16 protein-coding genes and 2 tRNA genes are annotated in these 22,117 nt (G+C 67.8%); 3 read left to right on the top strand and 15 right to left on the bottom strand.

Annotated features, from left to right (window positions below):
- Window positions 1-6: 6 nt before the first annotated feature.
- From OIM94_RS06185 to OIM94_RS06155, 7 genes are all read right to left on the bottom strand, one after another.
- Window positions 7-82: transfer RNA gene (locus tag OIM94_RS06185), tRNA-Lys, on the bottom strand.
- A 28-nt stretch (window positions 83-110) separates the two neighbouring features.
- Window positions 111-186 (bottom strand) — tRNA-Lys (locus OIM94_RS06180).
- A gap of 101 nt (window positions 187-287) precedes the next feature.
- Window positions 288-1,406: a rod shape-determining protein RodA gene (gene rodA / locus OIM94_RS06175; RefSeq protein ID WP_264609211.1), complete on the bottom strand. Its 1,119-nt coding sequence runs from the start codon at window positions 1,404-1,406 to the stop codon at window positions 288-290.
- Window positions 1,406-3,433, bottom strand: coding sequence for a penicillin-binding protein 2 (gene mrdA, locus OIM94_RS06170; RefSeq protein WP_264609210.1), 2,028 nt, complete (start codon window positions 3,431-3,433; stop codon window positions 1,406-1,408). Before mrdA ends, rodA begins: the two co-directional genes overlap by 1 nt.
- 3 nt (window positions 3,434-3,436) lie before the next feature.
- Window positions 3,437-3,946: a rod shape-determining protein MreD gene (gene mreD / locus OIM94_RS06165; RefSeq protein WP_264609209.1), complete on the bottom strand. Its 510-nt coding sequence runs from the start codon at window positions 3,944-3,946 to the stop codon at window positions 3,437-3,439.
- Window positions 3,946-4,845: a rod shape-determining protein MreC gene (gene mreC / locus OIM94_RS06160; RefSeq protein ID WP_264609208.1), complete on the bottom strand. Its 900-nt coding sequence runs from the start codon at window positions 4,843-4,845 to the stop codon at window positions 3,946-3,948. Before mreC ends, mreD begins: the two co-directional genes overlap by 1 nt.
- A 16-nt stretch (window positions 4,846-4,861) precedes the next feature.
- Complete coding sequence (locus tag OIM94_RS06155; protein WP_264609207.1) at window positions 4,862-5,902, bottom strand: rod shape-determining protein; 1,041 nt, start codon at window positions 5,900-5,902, stop codon at window positions 4,862-4,864.
- 151 nt (window positions 5,903-6,053) lie between these two features.
- On the opposite strand from OIM94_RS06155, the gene mutL reads away from it, so the two are divergent.
- Entirely contained in the window at window positions 6,054-7,952 is a 1,899-nt protein-coding gene (gene mutL, locus OIM94_RS06150) for a DNA mismatch repair endonuclease MutL (RefSeq protein ID WP_264609206.1), read from the top strand.
- A gap of 13 nt (window positions 7,953-7,965) precedes the next feature.
- Here mutL and OIM94_RS06145 read toward each other — a convergent pair whose 3' ends face one another.
- The 6 genes from OIM94_RS06145 to OIM94_RS06120 all read right to left on the bottom strand — a co-directional run bounded on the left by OIM94_RS06145 (window position 7,966) and on the right by OIM94_RS06120 (window position 15,589).
- Window positions 7,966-8,619, bottom strand: a complete 654-nt coding sequence (locus OIM94_RS06145; protein WP_264609205.1) for a CAP domain-containing protein — start codon at window positions 8,617-8,619, stop codon at window positions 7,966-7,968.
- A 105-nt stretch (window positions 8,620-8,724) separates the two neighbouring features.
- On the bottom strand, window positions 8,725-9,609 hold the full coding sequence (locus tag OIM94_RS06140) for an acyl-CoA thioesterase (RefSeq protein WP_264609204.1): 885 nt from the start codon (window positions 9,607-9,609) through the stop codon (window positions 8,725-8,727).
- Window positions 9,609-10,733: an acyl-CoA dehydrogenase family protein gene (locus OIM94_RS06135; RefSeq protein WP_264609203.1), complete on the bottom strand. Its 1,125-nt coding sequence runs from the start codon at window positions 10,731-10,733 to the stop codon at window positions 9,609-9,611. The genes OIM94_RS06140 and OIM94_RS06135 overlap by 1 nt, the downstream gene beginning before the upstream one ends.
- Window positions 10,734-10,838: 105 nt before the next feature.
- A complete protein-coding gene (locus OIM94_RS06130; RefSeq protein WP_264609202.1) occupies window positions 10,839-12,023 on the bottom strand; it encodes an acyl-CoA dehydrogenase family protein in 1,185 nt (394 codons plus the stop codon).
- Between the two features lie 261 nt (window positions 12,024-12,284).
- Window positions 12,285-14,309: a 3-hydroxyacyl-CoA dehydrogenase NAD-binding domain-containing protein gene (locus tag OIM94_RS06125; protein ID WP_264609201.1), complete on the bottom strand. Its 2,025-nt coding sequence runs from the start codon at window positions 14,307-14,309 to the stop codon at window positions 12,285-12,287.
- Between the two features lie 56 nt (window positions 14,310-14,365).
- On the bottom strand, window positions 14,366-15,589 hold the full coding sequence (locus OIM94_RS06120; protein WP_264609200.1) for a serine hydrolase domain-containing protein: 1,224 nt from the start codon (window positions 15,587-15,589) through the stop codon (window positions 14,366-14,368).
- Between the two features lie 158 nt (window positions 15,590-15,747).
- Here OIM94_RS06120 and OIM94_RS06115 point away from each other — a divergent pair, with 158 nt between their 5' ends.
- Window positions 15,748-17,496: a class I adenylate-forming enzyme family protein gene (locus tag OIM94_RS06115; RefSeq protein WP_264609199.1), complete on the top strand. Its 1,749-nt coding sequence runs from the start codon at window positions 15,748-15,750 to the stop codon at window positions 17,494-17,496.
- A gap of 60 nt (window positions 17,497-17,556) precedes the next feature.
- Here the strand turns inward: OIM94_RS06115 and OIM94_RS06110 are convergent, their stop codons facing one another.
- A complete protein-coding gene (locus OIM94_RS06110; protein WP_264609198.1) occupies window positions 17,557-18,357 on the bottom strand; it encodes a DeoR/GlpR family DNA-binding transcription regulator in 801 nt (266 codons plus the stop codon).
- Window positions 18,358-18,519: 162 nt separating this feature from the next.
- Between OIM94_RS06110 and OIM94_RS06105 the strand changes: the two genes are divergently transcribed.
- Window positions 18,520-21,219: a TonB-dependent receptor gene (locus OIM94_RS06105; RefSeq protein ID WP_264609197.1), complete on the top strand. Its 2,700-nt coding sequence runs from the start codon at window positions 18,520-18,522 to the stop codon at window positions 21,217-21,219.
- A 56-nt stretch (window positions 21,220-21,275) separates the two neighbouring features.
- Here OIM94_RS06105 and OIM94_RS06100 read toward each other — a convergent pair whose 3' ends face one another.
- Window positions 21,276-22,079 (bottom strand): LytTR family DNA-binding domain-containing protein, encoded by an 804-nt coding sequence (locus tag OIM94_RS06100; protein ID WP_264609196.1) that lies wholly within the window; start codon window positions 22,077-22,079, stop codon window positions 21,276-21,278.
- Between the last annotated feature and the right edge of the window lie 38 nt (window positions 22,080-22,117).

The raw sequence follows: 22,117 nt of genomic DNA, 5'->3' as shown, positions 1-22,117 counted from the left end.
GGAGGGTGGTGGACACACTTGGGCTCGAACCAAGGACCCGCTGATTAAGAGTCAGCTGCTCTACCAACTGAGCTATGTGTCCATACCGGAAGGCGGATGGGGGAAGGCGGTGGTGGACACACTTGGGCTCGAACCAAGGACCCGCTGATTAAGAGTCAGCTGCTCTACCAACTGAGCTATGTGTCCATTCCGGCTTCCGCAATGCGCCCTTTGGTGGGGCGCCGCCGCTTCGGAGGCGCGCCTTTAGCGTCGCCTCTTGCGGGTTGTAAACCCCAAAAGTGAAAAAATCACCAGCGCGTCTTGGTGCGGCTGTCGCGGTCGATCGAGAGCAGCACGCCCAGGCACAGCATGAAGGTCATCACCGCGGTGCCGCCGAAGCTGATCAGCGGCAGCGGCACGCCCACCACCGGTGCCAGGCCGATCACCATCGCCATGTTGATCGAGCAATAGAGGAACATCGTGCCGGAGAGGCCTGCCGCGGTCAGCCGGCCGAATCGGGTCTTGGCGCGCATGCCCACCCCGATGCCCCAGGCGATCAGCGCACCGAAGGCGAGGATCAGGAACACGCCGCCGGCCAGCCCCCATTCCTCCATCATCGTCGCCAGGGCGAAGTCGGTCTGGCCCTCGGGCAGATAGTCGAGATGGCTCTGCGTGCCCTGCAGGAAGCCCTTGCCGAAGATGCCGCCCGAACCGATCGCGATCTTGGACTGGGTGATGTGATAGCCGGTGCCGAGCGGGTCGCGCTCGGGATCGAGGAAGATCAGCACCCGGTTGCGCTGATAATCGTGCAGCACGAAGTTGAAGGCGAGGGGGGCGGCCACCGCCACCGCCAGCGCGCCGGCGATGAACAGCCGCAGCGGCACGCCGGCCAGGAACACCACCATCACGCCGCAGCCGGTGATCATCAGCCCGGTGCCGAGATCGGGCTGGGCGATCACCAGCAGCGCCGGCACCCCGATCAGCAATGCGGCCGGCCAGATCGCCACGAACTTGCGCGTCTCGCTGGCGGGCAGCATCTCGTAGAAGCGCGCGAGTGCCAGCACGATCATCGGCTTCATCAGCTCGGAGGGCTGGAACTGGAAGCCGCCCAGGCTGATCCAGCGCTGGCTGCCGCCCGCGACCTTGCCCAGCGCCTCTACCCCCAGCAGCGCGACCACCAGCCCGGCATAGACCGGCAGCGACCATTGCGACCAGATCCGCACCGGCACGCGCGACATGCCGATCGCGACCGCGAGGAAGAGGAAGAAGCGGGTGCCCTGGTTGATCGCCCAGGGCCGGATGCTGCCGCCCGCCGCCGAATAGAGCACGACCAGCCCGAAGGCGCCGATCGCCATGACGAGGAAGAGGATCTTCCACGGCAGCTGCGCGACCTGGGTGGGGACGATGCCGTTGCCGGGGCGTGCCATCAGTCGCCTTCCACGCTGCCGGTGGGCGCCACGTCGCGCTTCGTGGAGTCGGCGGTGCTGTTGGCGGCCTGGTCGGCGAGGCTGCTCGCGGCTTCCTCGGTATCCTCGGGCGCGGGCGGCGGCGGCGCGGCCTGTGCGTCCCGGAAGGCCGCCGACTGGGCCGCCATCCGCGTCGTATAGTCGCCGCCCCAAGTCGGCTCGACTTCAGCGAGCGTCTTCATCGCCTGGTCGCGATCGAACAGATAGGTCATGATGTCCCGGCCGATCAGCGGCGTGTCGAGATTGCGGATGGTGTGGCCGTTGTGCTCGAGCACGATCGCGGCGGCATATTTCGGATTGTCGTGCGGCGCGAAGCACACCAGCAGCGCGTGGTCGCGCATCTTGAACGGCAGCGCGCCGTTCTTGAGCACGCCGGCGCGGCGCTCGGCCATGGTGATGCGGCGGACCTGCGCGGTGCCGGTCTTGCCCGCCAGCGCGACGCCGGGGACGTACATCCGTGCCGCGCCGCCGGTGCCGCCGCCATTGATCACGCCGTACATCGCTTCGCGCACGACGGCGAGATCCTCGGCGCTCACCGGCAAGGGCTGCGCACCCGAGGGCCCGTTGGCGAGCAGGCGCGGCACCAGGATCTTGCCCGAGGCGAGCCGGCTGGCCATCACCGCCAGCTGCAGCGGGTTGGCGAGCACATAGCCCTGGCCGATCGAGGCGTTGAGCGAGTCCGCCACCGTCCAGGGATGATGGTATTTCTTCAGCTTCCAGGCGCTGTCCGGGACGGTGCCGTAGCGCTGGGTGGTGAACGGCATGTCGAACTTCTGGCCGAGGCCCAGCATCTTCGCCATCGGCGCGATCGCATCATAGCCGACGCGGCGGACCATCTCGTAGAAATAGATGTCGCAGCTCTGCATGATCGCGTTCTTGAGGTCGAGCGGCCCGTGCCCGCCCTTCTTGTGGCAGTGGAACACGCCATTGCCGACGCGCAGCGCACCGGAGCAGAACACCCGCTCGTTCGGGCTCACGCCGGCCGCCATCAGCGCCAGGCCGTTCATCGGCTTGACGGTGGAGCCGGGCGGATAGAGGCCCTGCAGGACCTTGTTCATCAAGGGGACGTGATCGTCCTCGGACAGCATCTTCCATTCGAGCTGGCTGATGCCGTCGGAAAAGCTGTTCGGATCATAGGCCGGCATCGACACCATCGACAGGATGTCGCCGCTCGCCACGTCGATCACGATCGCCGAGCCCGAATTGGTGCCCAGCCGCCGCGCGACATATTCCTGCAGGCCGGAATCGATGGTGAGCTTGATGCTCTCGCCCGGCGTGTCGGTCCGCGTTTCGAGTTCGCGTACGGGCCGCCCGTGCGCGGTCACCTCGACGCGCTTGGCGCCGGGCTTGCCGCGCAGGCGGTGGTCGAGCGTTTTCTCCAGCCCGTCCTTGCCGAGCTTGAAGCCGGGGGTGACGAGCAGCGGATCCTTGTCCGCCTTGAACTGCTCGGCAGACGCGGTCCCGACATAGCCGATCAGATGGCCGACGCCCGCACCCAGCGGATAATGGCGGGCATAGCCGCGCGTCGGCGCGACACCGGGCAGCTCGGGCTGGCGGACCAACACGGCGGCAAAGCGGTCCCAGTCGAGGTTCTCCGCCACCTGCACCGGGCGGAAGCCACCGGCGCGCTTGAGGTCGGTGTCGATCCGGGCGAGATCCTCGGGCGTGAGGTTGAGCAGCCGGGTCAGCTCGGCGAGCAGCTTGTCCTTGTCGACGATTCGGTCGGGGATCAGGTCGACGCGAAAATCGGTGCGATTGCTGGCCAGCGGCTTGCCCGTCCGATCGAGCAGCCAGCCGCGCCGGGGCGGGATCAGCGTGTTGTTGACGCGGTTGCTCTCGGCCTTGAGCTTGTACTGCTCGTTCTCGACCACGGACAGCCAGGCCATCCGCCCGGCCAGCACCATGCCCACCGCACCCTGCGCGCCGCCGAGCACCACGGCGCGGCGGGAGAAGCTGTAGGTCTGGGCGGCTTCGGTCACGCGCACCATGGCTCAGGCCTTCACCACGTCGCGGTCCAGCCAGGCGCATAGCCGCGAGGCGAGCGGGAACAGCATCGCCGAGGCGCCCACCTGCAGCAGCAGCGCCGCATCGACCTTGGCCGAGATGGGGGAGGCGATGAAGCGCCCCGCGATCAGCACGAACGCGGTCGCGCCCGCGGCAATCAGCCAGTCCTGCCAGAAGTTTCGCCACACGATGCGCGTCTCTAGCACGTCGATGATCAACATGCATGCCATCCACAGGAACATCGCCGATCCGAAGGGCTGGCCGCTCAGCAGATCATCAAACAGCCCGAGCGGCGCCGCCACCCACACGCGCAGCGCGTCCGGTCGCAACAGCCGCCAGCCGAGCAGCATCAGCAGGCCGAAGGGCGGCAAGAGGGGCACGGTCACCACCAGCGGCAGGATGGTGAGCAGCGAGGCGAGCGCAATCGACAGCGGCGCCAGCCAGCGCGCCCGGGGGCGCGGCGGCTGCACACCCATCGGCTGCAGGTCCAGCGCCATCACTTGCCCTTGGGCTTGGACGTGGCGGTGGGGAAGGGCTGGGGCGGCGGTGCCGGCTCGGGCAGGAACACGCGCAGCACCATCACGAAATCGGCGAGATCGGGATTGCTCGCCGGTGCCGCCGTCGCGCTGTCACGCCCCACCGTGGTGATGCGGCCCAGCGGAATATTGGGCGGGAAAACCCCGCCCGTGCCCGAGGTGACCAGCAGGTCGCCGGTGCGGAACGGGTTGGCGGCGGCATTGGCAGCACGCACGTCGAGCGAGCCGTCGCCCTTGCCGGTGACGATCGCGGGCAGGCCGTCGCTCGCGCGGCGGACGGGAATGGTGCTGTCCGGATCGGTGACGAGGAGGACGCGCGCGGCGTTGGGGCCGGCTTCGACGACCTGGCCGATCAGCCCGGCACCGTCGCGCACGGGCTGGCCCTGGCCGACACGCTGCCAGCTGCCCGCGTTGAGCGTCGCATAGCGCCGCGTGCTGGAGGCCGAGGAGTTGACCAGCCGCGCGACGACGATCGTCTCCGGCGTCGCGTCGCGCGCCTTCAGCAGCAGGCGGAGGCGCTGGTTCTCGCGTTCCAGGCCCAGCGCGCGCTGGAGCGCGGCATGTTCGGCCTCGATCTGGCGCTTGAGGCGGGCATTCTCGCCGCGCACGCCGAAATAGCTGCCGATCGCCTCCGGCACGCTGCCGATGCCGCGTCGGACCGTATCGAGCCCCGAGGACACCGGCGTGGTCACCTCCGCCACGGTGCTGCGGAGCGCGGCGAACAGGTGCGGATTGTAGCGCGAGACGAGCACGAGCGCCCCGCCGACCAGCAACAGGCTGATCGCCGCCACATAGCTGAAGAACAGCCCATATTGCGCCCGTCGCGAGAACCCCGGGCGCCGATTCCGTGGCGGCGCCATCGCCGTTGGCCTTTCGTCAGACCTGGAGGAGAACGCCGCGGAACATCGGATCCTCCAGCGCGCGGCCGGTACCCAGCGCCACGCAGGTCAGCGGATCCTCGGCGACGGTGACCGGCAGGCCGGTCTCGTCGCGCAGCACCTCGTCCAGCCCCTGCAGCAGCGCGCCGCCGCCGGTGAGGACGATGCCCTGGTCGACGATGTCGGCGGCGAGCTCCGGCGCGGTGTTCTCCAGCGCGATGCGGACGCCCTCGACGATCGTGTTGACCGGCTCGGACAGCGCTTCCGCAATCTGGCCCTGGTTGATCTGGATTTCCTTGGGCACGCCGTTGACGAGGTCGCGGCCCTTGATGTGGATCGTCTTGCCGATGCCGTCGACCGGCGGCTTGGCGACGCCGACTTCCTGCTTGATCCGCTCGGCGGTGGCCTCGCCGATCAGCAGATTGTGGTTGCGGCGGACATAGGAGACGATCGCCTCGTCCATCTTGTCGCCGCCGACCCGGACCGAGGTGGAATAGGCGAGGCCGCGCAGGCTGAGTACCGCGACTTCGGTGGTGCCGCCGCCGATATCGACGACCATCGAGCCGATCGGCTCGGTCACCGGCATGTCGGCGCCGATCGCGGCCGCCATCGGCTCCTCGATCAGCCAAACCTGGCTGGCACCGGCGTTCGACGCGGCATCGCGGATCGCGCGGCGCTCGACCGAGGTCGAGCCCGACGGCACGCAGATCACGATCTCCGGCCAGCGCATGAAGCGGCGCTGCCCGTGCACCTTGCGGATGAAGTGCTTGATCATCTCTTCAGCGACGTCGATGTCGGCGATCACGCCGTCGCGCAGAGGACGAATCGCCTCGATCGAACCCGGCGTCTTGCCCATCATCAGCTTGGCGTCGTCGCCAACCGCCTTCACCCGCTTGACGCCGTTCAGCGTCTCGACCGCCACGACCGACGGCTCGTTGAGCACGACGCCGCGCCCGCGCAGATACACCACGGTATTCGCCGTACCCAGATCGATCGCCATGTCGTGGGACATGAATTTGAAAATGCGGGAGAAAGCCATTGATTGATCCGTCCTGCCGGTTGGGCGCCCCCCGTCCGGCTGCTCGCACAAAATGTTTGGCCCGAACCCGTGCCGGGACGGAGGAAAATCCGGCCTGGTGCCATGCGGATGCGGGTCGCGGGAGGCCGTCGCTTGGGCTACAGCGAATGCCATGTCAATACGCCGCCTGCCCGAACATCTTGTCAATCGTATTGCAGCCGGCGAGGTGGTCGAACGCCCTGCCAGCGCGCTGAAGGAACTGGTCGAAAACGCGATCGACGCAGGTGCGACACGGATCACCGTGAAGCTGGCCGGCGGTGGCATCGAATTGATCGAAGTGATCGACGATGGCTGCGGCATGGCACCCGCCGAAATGGCGCTGGCGCTGGAGCGGCATGCGACCTCCAAGCTGCCGACCGACGATATCGAGCACGTCGCGACGCTCGGTTTTCGCGGCGAGGCGTTGCCCTCGATCGCGAGCGTCGCGCGGCTGACGCTGGAAAGCCGGGTACGCGGCGCCGAAGGCTGGTCGCTGACGGTCGATAACGGCGCGCGGGTCGCCGAGGGGCCGGCCGCGCTGCCGCCCGGCACGCGGGTCCGGGTCGAGGCGCTGTTCGGCCGGGTGCCGGCACGGCGCAAGTTCCTGCGCTCGACCCGGGCGGAATATGCCGCCTGCCTCGACGGGATGAAGCGGCTGGCGATGGCGCGGCCGGATATCGCCTTCTCGGTCGAGCATGACGGCCGCCGCGTGCTGAGCGTGCAGGGCGGCGAGAGCCGACCGGCGCGGGTGGCGGCGCTCACCGATCGCGCGCTGCAGGAGAACAGCGTCGCGATCGACTTCGAGCGCGAGGGGCTGGTGCTCGGCGGGGTGGCGAGCATCCCGACGTTCAACCGCGGCGTGGCGGATCACCAATATCTGTTCGTCAACGGACGGCCGGTGAAGGACCGGCTGCTCGTCGGCGCGGTGCGCGGCGCCTATGCCGAGATGCTGGCGCGTGACCGGCATCCGGTGGTGGCGCTGTTCCTCGACGTGCCGCCCGAGGTGGTCGACGTGAACGTCCATCCCGCCAAGACCGAGGTGCGGTTCCGCGACCCGGCGCTGGCACGCGGGCTCATCGTCAGCGGGTTGCGGCGGGCGCTCGATGCCGCGGGGCACCGCAGCGTCCAACGGCCGAGCGACGCGGCGCTGGGCTTGTGGCAGCAGGGGGGTGTTCCTTCACCTAACTCCTCCTCCTTGGAGGAGGGGTTGGGGTGGAGCGAGTCCAGACCATTGGTTGGTCTCGGTGAGACACGGCCCCAACCCAACCCAGCGTCAGGCTGGTCCGCCTCCCAGGCGGACCTGAACCGCGCGGGGCGCGGTTCACCTGACGCTCCTGAAGGGGTTGGGCTAAGAAGCTACTCCGGCGTCGTGCGCGATTCCGGCACTTTCTTCGCCGCGGCCCCCCATGCGCGCGCCGAGCCCGCGCGGCACGAGGCCCCGCTCGCCACCGACTTCCCGCTCGGCGTCGCGCGCGGCCAGGTCGCCAAGACCTATATCGTCGCCGAAGCCGAGGACGGTCTCGTCCTGGTCGACCAGCACGCCGCGCACGAGCGGCTGGTGCTGGAGCGGATGCGCCGCGCCATGGCGGGCGGCACCGTGCCCTCCCAGGCACTGCTGCTTGCCGAAGTGGTCGAGCTCGACGAGCCGGGCTGCGATCGGCTCGAGGCCCGCATCGAGGAGCTCCGCGCCTTCGGGCTGGAGCTGGAGCGCTTCGGCCCGCGCGCGATGCTGGTGCGCGCGGTGCCCGCGGCGCTCGGCACCGGCGACATCCACGGTCTCGTCACCGATCTGGCAGACGAACTCGCCAGCTTCGACGAGGCGCTCAGTCTGAAGGAACGGCTCGACCATGTTGCCGCGACCATGGCCTGCCATGGCTCGGTGCGCGCCGGCCGCATCCTTTCGGTCGCCGAGATGAATGCGCTGCTCCGCGAAATGGAGGTCACCCCGCATTCGGGCCAGTGCAACCATGGCCGCCCCACCTGGGTGAAGCTGGCACATGGCGACATCGAGAAGCTGTTCGGGCGGAAGTGAGCGGCCGTGCCGGTCAGCGCTGCAGCGCGTAGCGGACGCGGACCGCGCGGCCATCGGGCGTGGCGCTGAGATCGACCACACAGATATGGTCCATCCGGGCATGCGGTCCGCAGCCGATGCCGGCGAAGCGGAAATTCTTGTCGAACAGCAATTTGCGATGGCCGCGATCCGGCACGCCGTCGTCCACCACCATCTGGCGGACGACCTCCTCGGCATCGTTGGAGCCATAGGCGATGGCTTCGCCGACGAAGATTCCGCCGCCATGGCGCTTCACCCGCTCGCCCGGCTGGCTCCCGTCCGCGCCGACATGGCCGCGCGCGCCCAGGGTGCCCTGTTCGCGCGAATAGTCCGCGGCGGTGAGCGTCAGCACCTGCGCCGGCGCCAGCGGCGGCAAGGATGGCTGGCGCTCGAGAAAGGCGATCGTCTCGTCGACGACCGCGGCGCCTTCCTTGGTCAGCACGCCGTTATAGTCGCCGGGTAGATAGACGATCTCACCGTCGAAATAGCTGCGATAGGCGCGAAGCTGGTCGGCATAGGCCCGCGGGTTGGCGCGCACCGCATTGATCCGCTCGAGCACGGCGTCCTCCAGCGTCTGCGCATGCAGTCCACCGGCAGCCGGCAGGCACGCGCAAGACAGCGCGGCAATCGCAAGTGCGCCATAACGCATTGAGCTGTTCCCCGGACTTCCCGGCCGGGGGATAGCTGCACGAATCGTGAAGTATCAAGCGCTATTATTTCGTATCCGTAAGGAGATTGCGCCAAAGTGGAGCAATCAGGTGCGATCCGATGCCCGGATCAGCCCTTCCTGCGTCACGCTCGCGACCAGGCGCCCGTCGCGCGCATAGATGCTGCCGCGGTTGAACCCGCGGCTGTGTCCGGCCCAGGGGCTGTCGGTTGCATAGAGCAGCCAGTCGTCGAAGCGGAACGGCTCGTGCATCCACAGCGCATGATCGAGGCTGGCGGTCTGCACCTGGCCGCTCATCCAGCTGACGCCGTGGGGCAGCATGCAGGTGCCCAGCAAGGTCATGTCGCTGGCATAGGCGAGCATCGCGCGGTGGAGCGCAGGCTCGTCGGGCAGCGGCGCGACGACGCGGAACCAGCTATATTGTCGCGGCTCGCGCGGCTCGGGCTGGAACCAGTTGCGCGGGTGGACCGGGCGGATCTCGATCGGCCGGGCGCGCAGGAAGAAGCGCTTGAACTTCTCCGGGATCTGGTCGCGGATCTGCTCGCGCAGTTCGGCCTCGGAGCGCAGTTCCTCCGGCGGCGGCACGTCGGGCATCGCGTCCTGATGGTGCAGCCCGTCCTCCGGCGTGTGGAAGGAGGCTGCCATGTTGAGGATCGGCTTGCCCTTCTGCATCGCGATCACCCGGCGATTGGCGAAGCTGCGCCCTTCGAAATCGCGTACGACCCGGTAGAGGATCGGGTAATCCTCGTCCCCCGCCCGCATGAAATAGGCATGGAGCGAATGCGCGACCTTGCCGTCCTCCACCGAGCGCTGCGCCGCCTGCAGCGCCTGGGCGATCACCTGCCCCCCGAACACCCGGCCGACGCCACCCGGCTGGCGGGCGCCGCGATACAGGTCGGTGTCGAGCGTCTCGACGTCGAGCAGCGCGGTGAGGGCGGCAACCAGGTCTTCGGGAGATTTGGGATCGGTCATCAGTAGCCGGCGGCCTCCGCGAGCGCGTTCGCGTGATAGTTGGAGTCGCCGAACATTTCGGCGAGCACGCGGGCACGCTTCATGTAGAAGCCGATATCATATTCGTCGGTCATGCCGATGCCGCCATGCATCTGGATACCCTCCTGCACCGCAAGCGTGGTGGCAAGCCCGGTCATCGCCTTGGCGATCGCCACCGCCTCGTCGGCGGGCTCGCCGCTATCGAGCAACTGCTGCGCCTTGAGCGTCGCGGCGCGGGCGACCTCCAGCTCGCTGTAGAGGTGCGCGGCGCGGTGCTGGAGCGCCTGAAAGCTGCCGATCAGCGTGCCGAACTGCTTGCGCTCCTTGAGATAGCCGAGCGTCATGTCGCTCGCGCCTGCGCCGACGCCGAGCAGTTCGGCGGACGCGCCGGCACCGGCAGCGCGGAGCAGCCGGCCGAGCGGATCGGCGCCACCGTCGATCTCGCCGACCACCGCGTCGGCGGTGACTTCGACGCCGTCGAAGCTGGCATGTGCGGCAAGGCTGGAATCGGCTAGGCGTTCGGGGCGGAGATCGAGGCCCGCCGCCTTGGGGTCGATCACGAACAGGGTGATGCCTGCCGCGTCGGTGTCGCTGCCGGCGGTGCGCGCCGACACGAGGATCAGGTCCGCCGCATGGGCATGATGGGCGAAGCGCTTGGTGCCGCTCAGACGGAAGCCGTTGCCGGCGCGCTCGGCCTTGAGGGCGACGGCGCGGCCGAACTTGGCCTTCTCGTCATGCGCGATCGCGATCACCGCGTCGCCCGCCGCGATGCCGGGGAACCAGCGATCGGCATGGGCGGTGCCCTTCAGTGCCTCGACCGCGGCGACGGCGGTGGAGAGGAAAGGGGAGGGGGTGAGATTGCGGCCGATCTCCTCCAGCACCACGCCCGCCTCGACATGGCCGAGACCCAGGCCGCCCGAGGCTTCGGGGATCAGGATGCCGGTGAGGCCCATCTCGGCGAACTGCTTCCACAGGTCGCGGCTGAAGCCGGTGGCATCCTTGGCGTCGCGCAGCGCCCGCAGGTGGCGGACGGGAGCATGTTCGGCTACGAAGTCGCGGGCGGTGTCGCGGAGCATCGTCTGTTCGTCGTTGAGGTACAGGGGCATCGGCTGCTCTTCCGGTCGTCCTGCCAGCGAGCGCTGGCATCTGGTATCACGGGCGGTTCGTCCGCGGCGGGAGGCCCCAGCGTTCGCTGGGGCGACGGACCTGCCTCAGCCCGGCAGTTCGAGGATTCGCTTGGCGACGATGTTGAGCTGAATCTCGCTCGTCCCGCCCTCGATCGAATTGGCCTTGGTCCGCAGCCACGCCCGGGGCCTGGCGCCCTTGGCCGAGGCGTCGCTCTCCCACTCCAGCGCATCCGATCCGCCCGCCGCCATGATCAGTTCGTGGCGCTGCTTGTTCAGTTCGGTGCCGACATATTTCATCATGCTCGGCTGGGCAGGGTGCGCCCGGCCGGCCTTGAGCTCGTCGAGGAAGCGCTCGGACATCGCCGAGAAGGCGCGCATCCGTACCTCGAACAAGGCGATCTGCGCGCGCAGGATCGGATCGGCGAGCCGGCCCTGGTCGTCTAGGCCAACCGTTGCGATTGCGCCCTCGATCAGCGGGTTGCCGCCCGCCCGGTCCAGCCCCATGCCCGAGATCATCTCGCGCTCATGGCCGAGCAGGTACTTGGCGACGTCCCAGCCCTTGTTCTCGTCGTGGACGCGCTGGGACTTGGGCACGCGCACATTGTCGAAGAAGGTTTCGCAGAACGGCGAGTAGCCCGAAATCAGCAGGATCGGCTTGGTCGAAACGCCGGGCGAGGCCATGTCGAACAGCACGAAGCTGATGCCGCCCTGCTTGGCCTCCTTGCTGGTGCGGACCAGGCAGAAGATCCAGTCGGCCTTGTCGGCATAGCTGGTCCACACCTTCTGGCCGTTGACGACATAATGGTCCCCGGCATCCTCGGCCCAGGTCTGGAGGCCGGCAAGGTCGGAGCCGGCATTGGGTTCGGAATAGCCCTGGCACCAGCGGATCTCGCCGCGGGCGATTCTAGGCAGATGCTCGAGCTTCTGTTCCTCGGTGCCGTACTTCAGGAGCGCGGGGCCGAGCATCGAGATGCCGAAGCTGTTGAGCGGCGTGCGCGCGCCCATCCGCTTCATTTCCTCGCGCAGGATCTTGGTCTCGGCCGGGGAGAGCCCGCCGCCGCCATATTGGGTCGGCCAGTCGGGCACGGTCCAGCCGCGTTCCGCCATGCGGTCCATCCAGAGCTTCTGGTCGGGATGCGCCCAGTCGGGATTGCGCCCGCCCCAGACGATGTCCTTCTCGGACCGGATCGGTTCGCGCATCGCGGGCGGGCAGTTCGCCTCCAGCCACGCGCGGGTTTCGCTGCGGAACGTGTCGAGATCCTGCGTCATCATCCTCTCCCAAATTCCTCCCCGGTACGGGGAGGGGGACCGCCGCCGAAGACGGTGGTGGAGGGGCCGCCGTCGCAGACGGCGGACTGCGTCCGCCGCCCCTCCACCAGCCTGCGGCTGGTCCCCCTCCCCGTGCCGGGGAGGAGTGTATCGTGGGGAGGGTGAGGGTGACTCTGCGTCTTACCTCACGCACCCTCACCCTTCCGCGGCCTTGCGGCCGCTCCCTCCCTCTCCCGCAGGCGGGAGAGGGAAGGCATCAGGTTACCGGTTGAACTTCTCGCCCTTCTCCGCCTTCTCGCGGAGCAGCGGGGCGACTTCGAAGCCGTACTTCTCGAGACCCTCGACGATCTTCTTCAGGCCCTCGGTGTCGGCCCAGAGCATCGGCCCGCCCCGGTACGGGGGCCAGCCATAGCCATAGACCCAGACCACATCGATGTCGCTCGCGCGCTGGGCCATGCCCTCGGCGAGGATCAGCGCGCCTTCGTTGACCATGGTGTAGAGCGTGCGGACGACGATCTCCTCCTCGGTGATCTCGTGGCTCGGCACACCCAGCTTGCCGCGCCATTCCTCGATCAGTTCGGCGACGCGCGGGCTGTTCGAGGGCTGGCGCTTCTCGTCATAGTCGTAGAAGCCGGCACCCTTCTTCTGGCCCCAGCGGCCCTCGGCGGCGAGCGCGTCGCGGATGTTCTCGATGCGGTTGGGATCGCGGTGCCAGCCGATGTCGACGCCGGCAAGGTCGGCCATCTGGAACGGCCCCATCGGCATGCCGAAGGCGACATGGACCTTGTCGATCTGCTCGGGCGTGGCGCCTTCGAGCAGCATCTTGGTGGCTTCCACCTGGCGCGGCATCAGCATGCGGTTGCCGATAAAGCCGTAGCAGACGCCCGCGATCACCGCGACCTTCTTGATCTTCTTGCTGAGCGCCATCGCGGTGGACAGCACGTCGTCGGCGGTCTTGGCGCCGCGGACGATCTCGAGCAGCTTCATCACATTGGCCGGCGAGAAGAAGTGCAGCCCCACCACGTCCTGCGGGCGGCTGGTGCTGGCGGCGATCTCGTCGATGTTGAGATAGCTGGTGTTCGAGGCGAGGATCGCGCCCGGCTTGGCGATCTTGTCGAGCCGGCCGAACACGTCCTTCTTCACGTCCATGCTCTCATAGACGGCCTCGATGATCAGGTCGCACTCGGCGAGATCGTCGAAGTTGAGCGTCGGCTTGAGCAGGCCCATCGCCTTCTCGACCTGCTCGGCGGTCATGCGACCCTTGGCGGCGGTCGCCTCGTAATTCTTGCGCATGACGCTCGTGCCGCGATCGAGCGCGTCCTGTGCCATCTCGACGATGGTCACCGGCACGCCCGCCGAGAGGAAGTTCATGCTGATCCCGCCGCCCATCGTACCGGCGCCGATCACGCCCACGCGGCGAATGTCGCGCAGCTGGATGTCGTCGGCGATGCCGTCGATCTTGGCGGCCTTGCGCTCGGCGAAGAAGATGTGGCGCAGCGCTGCCGACTGCTGGCCCATGATCAGCTTCATGAAGCCCATGCGCTCGGCCTGGACGCCTTCGGCATAGGGTTTGCCGGCGGTCTGCTCGATGATGTCGATGATCGTGTTCGGCGCGTCGAGCCCGCGGAAGCGCTTGGCGTTGGTCGCGCGGAACTTGGCGAAGGTCTCCGCATCGACGGCGACCGGGCGCTCGCTGGAGCGCGAGACCGGCTGGCCGACCACTTCGTTCGCGAAGGCGACGGCGTCGGCGAGCAGGCTGTCCTCGCCCGCGAGCCGGTCGACCAGGCCGGCGTCCTTGGCCTGGGTGGCCGAGATCGGATCGCCCTTGGTCGCCATCTCCAGCGCGACTTCGACGCCGGCGACGCGCGGCATGCGCTGGGTGCCGCCCGCACCGGGGAGGATGCCCAGCTTCACTTCGGGCAGGCCGAACTTCGCCGAGGGCACCGCGATGCGATAGTGCGACGCCAGCGCCACCTCGCAGCCGCCGCCGAGCGCGGTGCCGTGGACGGCGGCGATCACCGGCTTGTCGAGCGCCTCGATCTGGTCGACCAGCACCGGCAGCGACGGCTCGGCCATCGCCTTGCCGAACTCGGTGATGTCGGCGCCTGCGAAGAAGGTCTTGCCGGCGCAAATGATGACGACCGCCTTGATGCTGTCGTCACCCTTGGCTTCCTCGATGCCGGCCTGCAGCCCCTGCCGCACCGCCGCGCCGAGCGCGTTCACCGGCGGATTGTCGGAGGTGAGGATCAGGACATCGCCCTGACGGCTGGTGGTAATCACGGACATGCAATCGAACTCCTAGTTCGCAGTTCCGGCCGGGGCCGGGCGGGGGTGAGGGGCGCTCATCGGGTGAGCGCCGAATAGATCAGCGTCTTCAGCTCGCGCCGGATCGGGTAGAGCATCGACGGCGAAAGCTGGGTCATGAACACCATGGAGATGCGCTCGACGGGGTCGACGAAGAAGGCGGTCGAGAACATGCCGCCCCAGTAGAATTCGCCGACCGAGCCCGGGATCAGCGTCTTGGCGACGTCCAGGTTGATCGCGAAGCCCAGCCCGAAGCCGGTGCCGGCGTTCGTCGCCTCGCTGAACAGCGCGCGCGACATGGCGGCCAGGTCGCTGCCGCCGGGCAGGTGATTGGTCGTCATCAGGTCGATCGTCTTGGGCGATACGATCCGCACCCCGTCCAGCGCGCCGCGGTTCAGCAGCATGGTGTTGAAGCGATGATAGTCGAGCGCGCTCGACACCAGCCCGCCGCCGCCCGAGACCAGCCTGGGGAAGCGGGCCCAGGCCGAGGCCTCGCCGCGATCGTACAGCACCCGGCCCTTGCCCTCCTGCATCGTCCAGCAGTCGGAAAGGCGGTGGATCTTGTCTTGCGGAACCTGGAAGAAGGTATCGTGCATGCCGAGGGGCGCGAAGATCCGCTCGGCGAAGAAGCGGTCCAGCGACAGGCCGGAAACCCGCTGCACCACCGCGCCCAGCACGTCGGTGGAGACCGAATAGTTCCACTCCTCGCCCGGCGAGAATTCGAGCGGGAGCGTGCCGAGCGCCGCGACGAATTCGTCGAGCGTCAGGTTGCCGTGCCAGCTCTCGATCCGGCCTTCCCGATACGCCGCATCGACATTGGTGCGGTTCTGGAAGCTGTAGGTGAGGCCCGAGGTGTGGCGGAGCAGGTCGACCATCCGCATCGGCTGCGCGGTCGGCCGGGTCAGGAACGGCACGCCGCCGCCGCCCCCGGCATAGACGCCCACGCCTTTCAGCTCGGGCAGGACATGGTGGACGGGCGTGTCGAGCGCGACCAGCCCTTCCTCCACCAGCATCATGAAGGCGAGGCTGGTGATCGGCTTGGTCATCGAGGCGATGCGGAACAGCGTCGAGTCGTCGACCGGCGCGCCGCCCTCGCGTGCCGCGCCCTGGTGCGAGAAGTGCACGATTCGGCCGTCGCGCGCGATCAGCAGCTGGGCGTGCGGCAGCTTGCCGGAATCGAGATAGCGCGCCTGCACAAAGGCATCGATCCGGGCGAGCCGGTGGCCATCGAATCCATGCGCGATCGGGTCGTCGACTTCCATCGCTTGCGGCATACCTCTCGTTCGAAACACGTGCAATGCACCTTCTCGCGGGTGCCTGCTTTCTATTGCCTTGAGCGGGCGACAAATCAACACTAACGTGGGGACAGGTTGGTGCTTGCGCCAAACCCAAAGTTCAGAATTCGATGGAGAGAGCTGCCTTGACCCTCGAACCGATCGTGCCTTTGCCCGCGGATTGGCCCAAGGCCCCGCTGGCCGCCGTCGATGCACTGCTCACCGCCCCCGGCGCCAAGTTCGAAATGGAGACGGTGGAGATTCGCGGCATCCCTACCCGGGTGTGGAAGAACAGCCCGCCCAACGCCGCGATCCTTGCCCGGCTCGCGCGCGGCTATGGCGATCGGCCCTTCACCATCTACCAGGACGAGCGGGTCAGCTACGAAGCGAACTATCGTGCGACCTGTCATCTCGCGTCCTGGATGCAGGCACAGGGGGTCGTGAAGGGCGACCGCGTCGCGCTCGCGATGCGCAACCTTCCCGAATGGCCGACGATCTTCTTCGCGGCGGTCAGCATCGGCGCGATCCTGGTGCCGCTCAACGCCTGGTGGACCGGCGCCGAGCTCGAATATGGCATGAAGGATTCGGGCGCGAAGCTGCTGTTCGTCGACGGCGAGCGGCACGAGCGGCTGAAGCACTGCTATGCCGCGCTGCCCGATCTGGAACGGGTGGTGGTCAGCCGCGCCTGCTCGCCGCTGGAGGGCGAGGTGGTCGCGCTCGAATCGATCCTCGGCCCCTGCAACAGCTGGGCGGCGCTGGCCGACATCGCCTTTCCCGAGGTGGCGATCGCGCCGGACGACGATGTCACGCTGTTCTACACCAGCGGCACCACCGGCAATCCCAAGGGCGCGGTGGGCACGCACCGCAACCTGATGACCAACATCCTCACCTCGGGCTATTCGGTGGCGCGCGCGATGCTCCGCCGGGGCGAGATGCCGCCGCCCGCACCGCCCTACAAGGTGGGCCTGCTGGTGATCCCGCTATTCCACGTCACCGCGTGCAGCGCGGGGCTGATGACGCTGATCGCGGCGGGCGGCACGGTGGTGTTCATGCGCCGCTGGGATGCCATCGAGGCGATGGAGATCATCCAGCGCGAGAAGGTCAACCAGACCGGCGGCGTGCCGACCATCGCCTGGCAGCTGCTCGAGCATCCCGAGCGGCACGATTATGATCTCTCCAGCCTCGAGACGATTTCCTATGGCGGCGCGCCCTCGGCACCCGAACTGGTCAAGCGCATCCATGAGGAGTTCGGCGCGCTCCCCGGCAATGGCTGGGGGATGACCGAGACGATGGCGACGGTGACCCACCACACCGGCGAGGACTATCTTGCCCGCCCGACCAGCGCCGGCCCGGCCGTACCGGTCGCCGAGCTCAAGATCATGGACACGGACGGCGCCCGCGAACTCCCGGTCGGCGAGGTGGGCGAGCTCTGGGCCAAGGGGCCGATGATCGTGAAGGGCTATTGGAACAAGCCCGAGGCAACCGCGGCCACCTTTCAGGACGGGTGGGTGCGCACCGGCGACCTGGCGCGGCTGGACGAGGAGGGCTTCCTCTATATCGTCGACCGCGCCAAGGACATCATCATCCGCGGCGGCGAGAATATCTACTCGTCCGAGGTGGAGGACGTGCTCTACGCACACCCCGCGGTGACCGATGCCGCGCTGATCGGCATTCCCCATCGCACGCTGGGCGAAGAGCCGGTGGCGGTGGTCCACCTTGCCCCCGGCACCGCGGCGAGCGAGGCGGAGCTGCAGGCCTTTGTCCGCGACCGGATCGCGGCGTTCAAGGTGCCGGTGGCGATCCGCTTCTCGGAATCGACGCTGCCGCGCAACGCCAATGGCAAGATCCTCAAGAAGGATCTCAAGGCGCTGTTCGTTACCGAACAGGCGGCATGAGCCAGGCCCTGTCCTCCTCGAGACGGGGGAGGATAGGGCGGCGGCCCGGGGCCCTAGGCCCTAGGCCAGGTGCACCGTCGTTCCTGCCGCCGCCGCTGCCGCTGCGATATCGTCCGGCGGCGCCTGATCGGTCACCAGATCGTGCACGTCTCCGAACCCGGCGACGTGCACGAAGCCCGGCTTGTGGAACTTGGTCGCGTCGCACAGCACCGCGACGCGCCGGGCCTGCGGCAACAGGCTGCGCTTGAACGCGGCTTCCCCCACGTCGAAATCGAGAAAGCCGCGTGCCGCGTCGATCGCGCCCATCGAAAGCACGGTCAGGTCCGGGGCGAACTGGCGGCAATAGTCGATCGGCTCGCTGCCGAAGGCCGCATGATAATCCGGATCCACCGCCCCGCCGGCGACGAACAGCCGCTGGCCGGGATGCTTGAGCACCTCGGCCGCGATTTCCATGCTGTTGGTGATCACCGTCAGATCGCGCATGCCGGCCAGCAGGCGGGCGAGCCCCAGCGTCGTCGTGCCCGAATCGAGCATCAGCGTCATGCCCGGGCGCACCAGCGCCAGCGCGCATTCGGCGATACGCTGCTTGGCCTCGGCCTGTTCGCGCAGCCGCTGTCGATAGGGCGGCTCCAACGTGCCGCCGGGCAGGCACACGCCGCCATGGATCTTCTGCACCCGGCCGGCCTGCTCCAGTTGCCGCACGTCGCGGCGGATCGTCTCCTCGGAGACGTCGAACCGCTCGGCCAGTTCGGCAATCGACCAGTGCGCACGCTGTTCCAGCAGCGCGAGCAGCGTTTCGAGCCGGGCATTCTGGCTGGCGCGGCCGGCTGCGGCCCGCGCGGGGGATTCCAAGCGCTCCATGACTACCTGCATAGCAAGGTTGCCGTGGCCTTGAAACTCACATTAATGTGCTGAAAATCACATAAAACAACATTCAATGTCACATCAGCGTCATGAACCCTCCCTAGGCGCCGCGGCGGGGCAGCCAGGGCAGGCGCCCCCACACACCACAGGGAGGGCATAATGGGATTCACGCACCGCGCGGCGCTTGCCGCGCTGGCCATGGGCGCGAGCTGCCTGTCGATGGCAGCCGCCGCGCAGGACGTCGCCGCATCCGGCCAGGGGCCGGACGAGATCGTCGTCAACGGCTATGTCGCCTCGCTCGCCAAGGCGCGCGAGCTGAAGCGCACCGCGAACATCGCCAAGGACGTGATCGTCGCCGAGGACATGGCGAAGTTCCCGGAACTCAACTTGGCAGAATCGATCCAGCGCCTGCCGGGCGTGGCGATCAACCGCGAGGCCGGCGAGGGCCGCCGCATCACGCTGCGCGGCCTGGGACCGGACTTCACCCGCGTCCAGCTGAATGGCATGGAAGTGCTCGGCAATGTCGATTCGGCAATGGACAGCCGCGGCCAGCGCTCGCGCGATCGTGCGTTCGATTTCAATATCTTCGCGTCCGAACTTTTCTCGCGCGTCGAGGTCGAGAAGAGCTACCAGGCATCGCAGGCCGAAGGCGGCATGGCCGGCACGGTCGGCCTGTTCACCGCCAAGCCGCTCGAGCAGAAGCAGGGCCTGTCGGGCGCGATCTCGGCGAAGGTCGGCACCAACAGCTTCACCAAGGATGCCCAGCCGCGCGTCGCCGCGATGCTCAGCCAGAACTGGGGCGATCGCTTCGGCATCCTCCTCTCGGTCGCCTATTCGAAGCGCAAGACCGAGGAACAGGGCTATAACACCTACTCGCCGACCCAGCTGAGCGCGAGCCAGATCGCCAGCTACCTGACCAAGGGCCTCGACATCTCGGCGCTGTCAGCGGACCAGCAGGCCAAGTTCAAGTCGGGCGACCTCGTGTTCGCTTCGGGCAACCGCCTGTCGGTGTGGGACGCGCGGCAGGAGCGCCTCGGTCTGACGCTCGCCACCCAGTGGCGCCCGGCCGACAACCTGCTGTTCACGATCGACGGCCTGCACGGTGAATTCACCACCCACCGCGACGAATATCACCTGGCGACGCGGCCCAACAACACCTCGGGCTCGGTGATCTTCGACACCAGCTCGAAGATCAACACGATCCACTGGGACAATACGAACTTCGTCGATGCGATCAGCGTCGACAACGTCACCTATGCCAGCGAGCATCGCCGTTCGCTCAACAAGAACAAGTTCAACCAGATCGCGCTGACCGGCAAGTGGGACGCCAGCGACAGCCTCACCTTCGACGGCCATGTCGGCTATGAGGACTCGAAGTACACCACGCCGTACGACGACAAGCTGTACCTGCGCGCCTATGGCGGCATGACGACGACCTATGCGGCCGACGGCACCAGCGCGAGCAACGTCTATCGCTGGAACACCACCGATCCGTCCAAGTACGAGTTCAAGGAATTCTACTTCCGCGAATTCTGGAACAAGACCAGCCTGAAGGAAGGCGTGGGCAACGCCGCGCTCAAGCTGAGCGACGTGTTCACCCTCCGTGCCGGTGCGAGCTACCGCCGCTACGAGACCTCGGGCTCGGAGGTGTATAACGACAGCAAGTTCCGCACCTTCACCGGCACGCCGGTCACGCCCTATGCCGTCGTCTTCACCCAGAACAAGGCGGCGAGCTGGATCACCGGTGACTATGCCAAGGCGTTCGCCACCTACAACGCATCGCACACCACCGCCGGCGCGACCGACATCGAGAACACCTACAAGGTGATCGAGGCAACGACGGCGGGCTATGGCCAGCTCGAATGGAACGCGCCGCTGGGCGGCATGCGCCTGCGCGGCAATATCGGCCTGCGGGCGTACTTCACCGACCTCGACAGCACCGGGTTCGTCACCAACAGCAGCGACACGCCGATCGGCACCAACGTCACCAGCGCGCACTATTCGGGCGTGTTGCCGACGCTGAACGCCGTGCTGGAGGTGACGCCGAGCTTCCTGGTGCGCGTCGCCGCGGCCAAGAACATCAACCGCCCGGGCCTCAGCTCGGTCGCGGCGGCGGGCAGCGCCAATGCCGACAATGGCAAGATCACCGCGAGCATCGGCAATCCCAACCTCAAGCCGTACAAGGACAATGCGATCGAAGCCTCGGCCGAATGGTATTTCGGCAAGATCGGCCTCGTCTCGCTGGGGGTGTTCCACAAGGACATCAGCAACCTGGTTGCCAGCCAGACGCTGCTGAACGTCCCCTACAGCACCACCGGCCTGCCGACCTCGATGGTGGCGGGTGCCACCGCCAGCACGATCGTTGCCGAATTCACCCAGCCGGTGAACCTCGCCAAGGCCTATGTGACGGGCGTGGAGATGGCCGCGCAGACCAACTTCACCTTCCTGCCCGCCCCGTTCGACAAGCTGGGCACGTCGGCCAACCTGACGCTGCTGGATTCGAACGCGCCGAACAAGGGCGTCGACAGCCCGATCCCCGGCCTGTCGAACACCAATGCCAACGCCACGCTCTACTACGAGACCAAGCGCTGGGGCATTCGCGGCTCGCTGAACTACCGGTCGTCGTATCTGCGCACCGCCTATGACGGCAAGAACGCGGCCAGCAAGGATGGCTTCGACGGCACCGTCTATGTCGACGCGGCGGCGTTCTTCAACCTGACCGACCGGGTGCGGCTGACGCTGGATGCGATCAACCTCACCAACGAGACCGAGGTGCAGTTCAACAGCATCTACCACCGCCTGCACAACGAGACGCGCAGCGGCACCAGCGTGTTCGCCGGGATCGGCGTGAAGTTCTGAGCTTCCTCCCCGAGGGCTCACTGGCCGGCCCGGGCATCGCCCCGGGTCGGCCTTTTTCATTCCTCCGCAGGCGAGCCGTCGCCCAACCAGCCGCGCGCCCGCACGGCTGCCACGCTGGTGCGCGCCACCGGCACCTCGCGGCCGTCGGCGAGGCGCAGCCTCCAGTTGCGATCCTGGCGCGTGGCGGAGACCACGGCGGTGCCTGCCACCCACCAGCTGCGATGCACCCGCTCGCCGAGCCCGTCGAGCTGCGCGACCGCATCGCGCATCCGCATCAGGATCAGCGCGCTGCCGCGATCGGTATGGACGCGGACATAATGATCCTCGTTCTCCAGGCAGAGAATGGTGCCGCGCAGATGGGGTGGGAGCTGTTCGAGCAGTGCCGGGCGGGGGATTGGCGCTGCTGGCTCGGCGGATGGAACCGCCGGGGGAGGATCGATCGGCGCCGCCTGAAGCGGTGCTGCCGGCGCGGCCCTGTGCCCGGCGAGCAGCTGAACGGTCGTCACGGTGGCGCCGATGATCAGCGTCTGCAGATAGGCGCTGACCATGGCCGCACCGGTCACCGCGTGCCACGCGGATCCGGCCGAGCCGAACAGGAGGACCATGCTGGTGGGGAACGCGCCAAGGGCGCAGGCGGCCGCAATTGCCGCGCGCCGCGGCAACCCGGTCTGGCGGGCAAGGGCACCCCCGGCGGCGATCACCGGGCGGAAGAAGACATAGCCGGTGACGAGGTACAGCGCCCAGTGCAGCAGCCGTGGTGCCAGCGGCGTGGCATAGGAACCGAACGGCCCGAGCAGCGCCAACAGCAGGGTCAGTGCGGAGAGAATCGCGAGCTCCGCGGCCAGGCGGCGCAGGGGCATCAGGCGCGTGCTCCGTTCACGCTTCGCGAACGGTACGG

The organism is Sphingomonas sp. R1 (genome assembly GCF_025960285.1).
GTDB lineage: Bacteria > Pseudomonadota > Alphaproteobacteria > Sphingomonadales > Sphingomonadaceae > Sphingomonas.
The sequence above is the reverse complement of the archived record's forward strand: the minus strand, read 5'-3'. Positions and strand labels throughout refer to the sequence as shown.

Coding starts and splice junctions, on each gene's coding strand:
- rodA (WP_264609211.1), bottom strand. CDS start 1,406: ATGGCACGCCCCGGCAACGGCATCGTCCCCACCCAGGTCGCGCAGCTG.
- mrdA (WP_264609210.1), bottom strand. CDS start 3,433: ATGGTGCGCGTGACCGAAGCCGCCCAGACCTACAGCTTCTCCCGCCGC.
- mreD (WP_264609209.1), bottom strand. CDS start 3,946: ATGGCGCTGGACCTGCAGCCGATGGGTGTGCAGCCGCCGCGCCCCCGG.
- mreC (WP_264609208.1), bottom strand. CDS start 4,845: ATGGCGCCGCCACGGAATCGGCGCCCGGGGTTCTCGCGACGGGCGCAA.
- OIM94_RS06155 (WP_264609207.1), bottom strand. CDS start 5,902: ATGGCTTTCTCCCGCATTTTCAAATTCATGTCCCACGACATGGCGATC.
- mutL (WP_264609206.1), top strand. CDS start 6,054: ATGTCAATACGCCGCCTGCCCGAACATCTTGTCAATCGTATTGCAGCC.
- OIM94_RS06145 (WP_264609205.1), bottom strand. CDS start 8,619: ATGCGTTATGGCGCACTTGCGATTGCCGCGCTGTCTTGCGCGTGCCTG.
- OIM94_RS06140 (WP_264609204.1), bottom strand. CDS start 9,609: ATGACCGATCCCAAATCTCCCGAAGACCTGGTTGCCGCCCTCACCGCG.
- OIM94_RS06135 (WP_264609203.1), bottom strand. CDS start 10,733: ATGCCCCTGTACCTCAACGACGAACAGACGATGCTCCGCGACACCGCC.
- OIM94_RS06130 (WP_264609202.1), bottom strand. CDS start 12,023: ATGACGCAGGATCTCGACACGTTCCGCAGCGAAACCCGCGCGTGGCTG.
- OIM94_RS06125 (WP_264609201.1), bottom strand. CDS start 14,309: ATGTCCGTGATTACCACCAGCCGTCAGGGCGATGTCCTGATCCTCACC.
- OIM94_RS06120 (WP_264609200.1), bottom strand. CDS start 15,589: ATGGAAGTCGACGACCCGATCGCGCATGGATTCGATGGCCACCGGCTC.
- OIM94_RS06110 (WP_264609198.1), bottom strand. CDS start 18,357: ATGGAGCGCTTGGAATCCCCCGCGCGGGCCGCAGCCGGCCGCGCCAGC.
- OIM94_RS06105 (WP_264609197.1), top strand. CDS start 18,520: ATGGGATTCACGCACCGCGCGGCGCTTGCCGCGCTGGCCATGGGCGCG.
- OIM94_RS06100 (WP_264609196.1), bottom strand. CDS start 22,079: ATGCCCCTGCGCCGCCTGGCCGCGGAGCTCGCGATTCTCTCCGCACTG.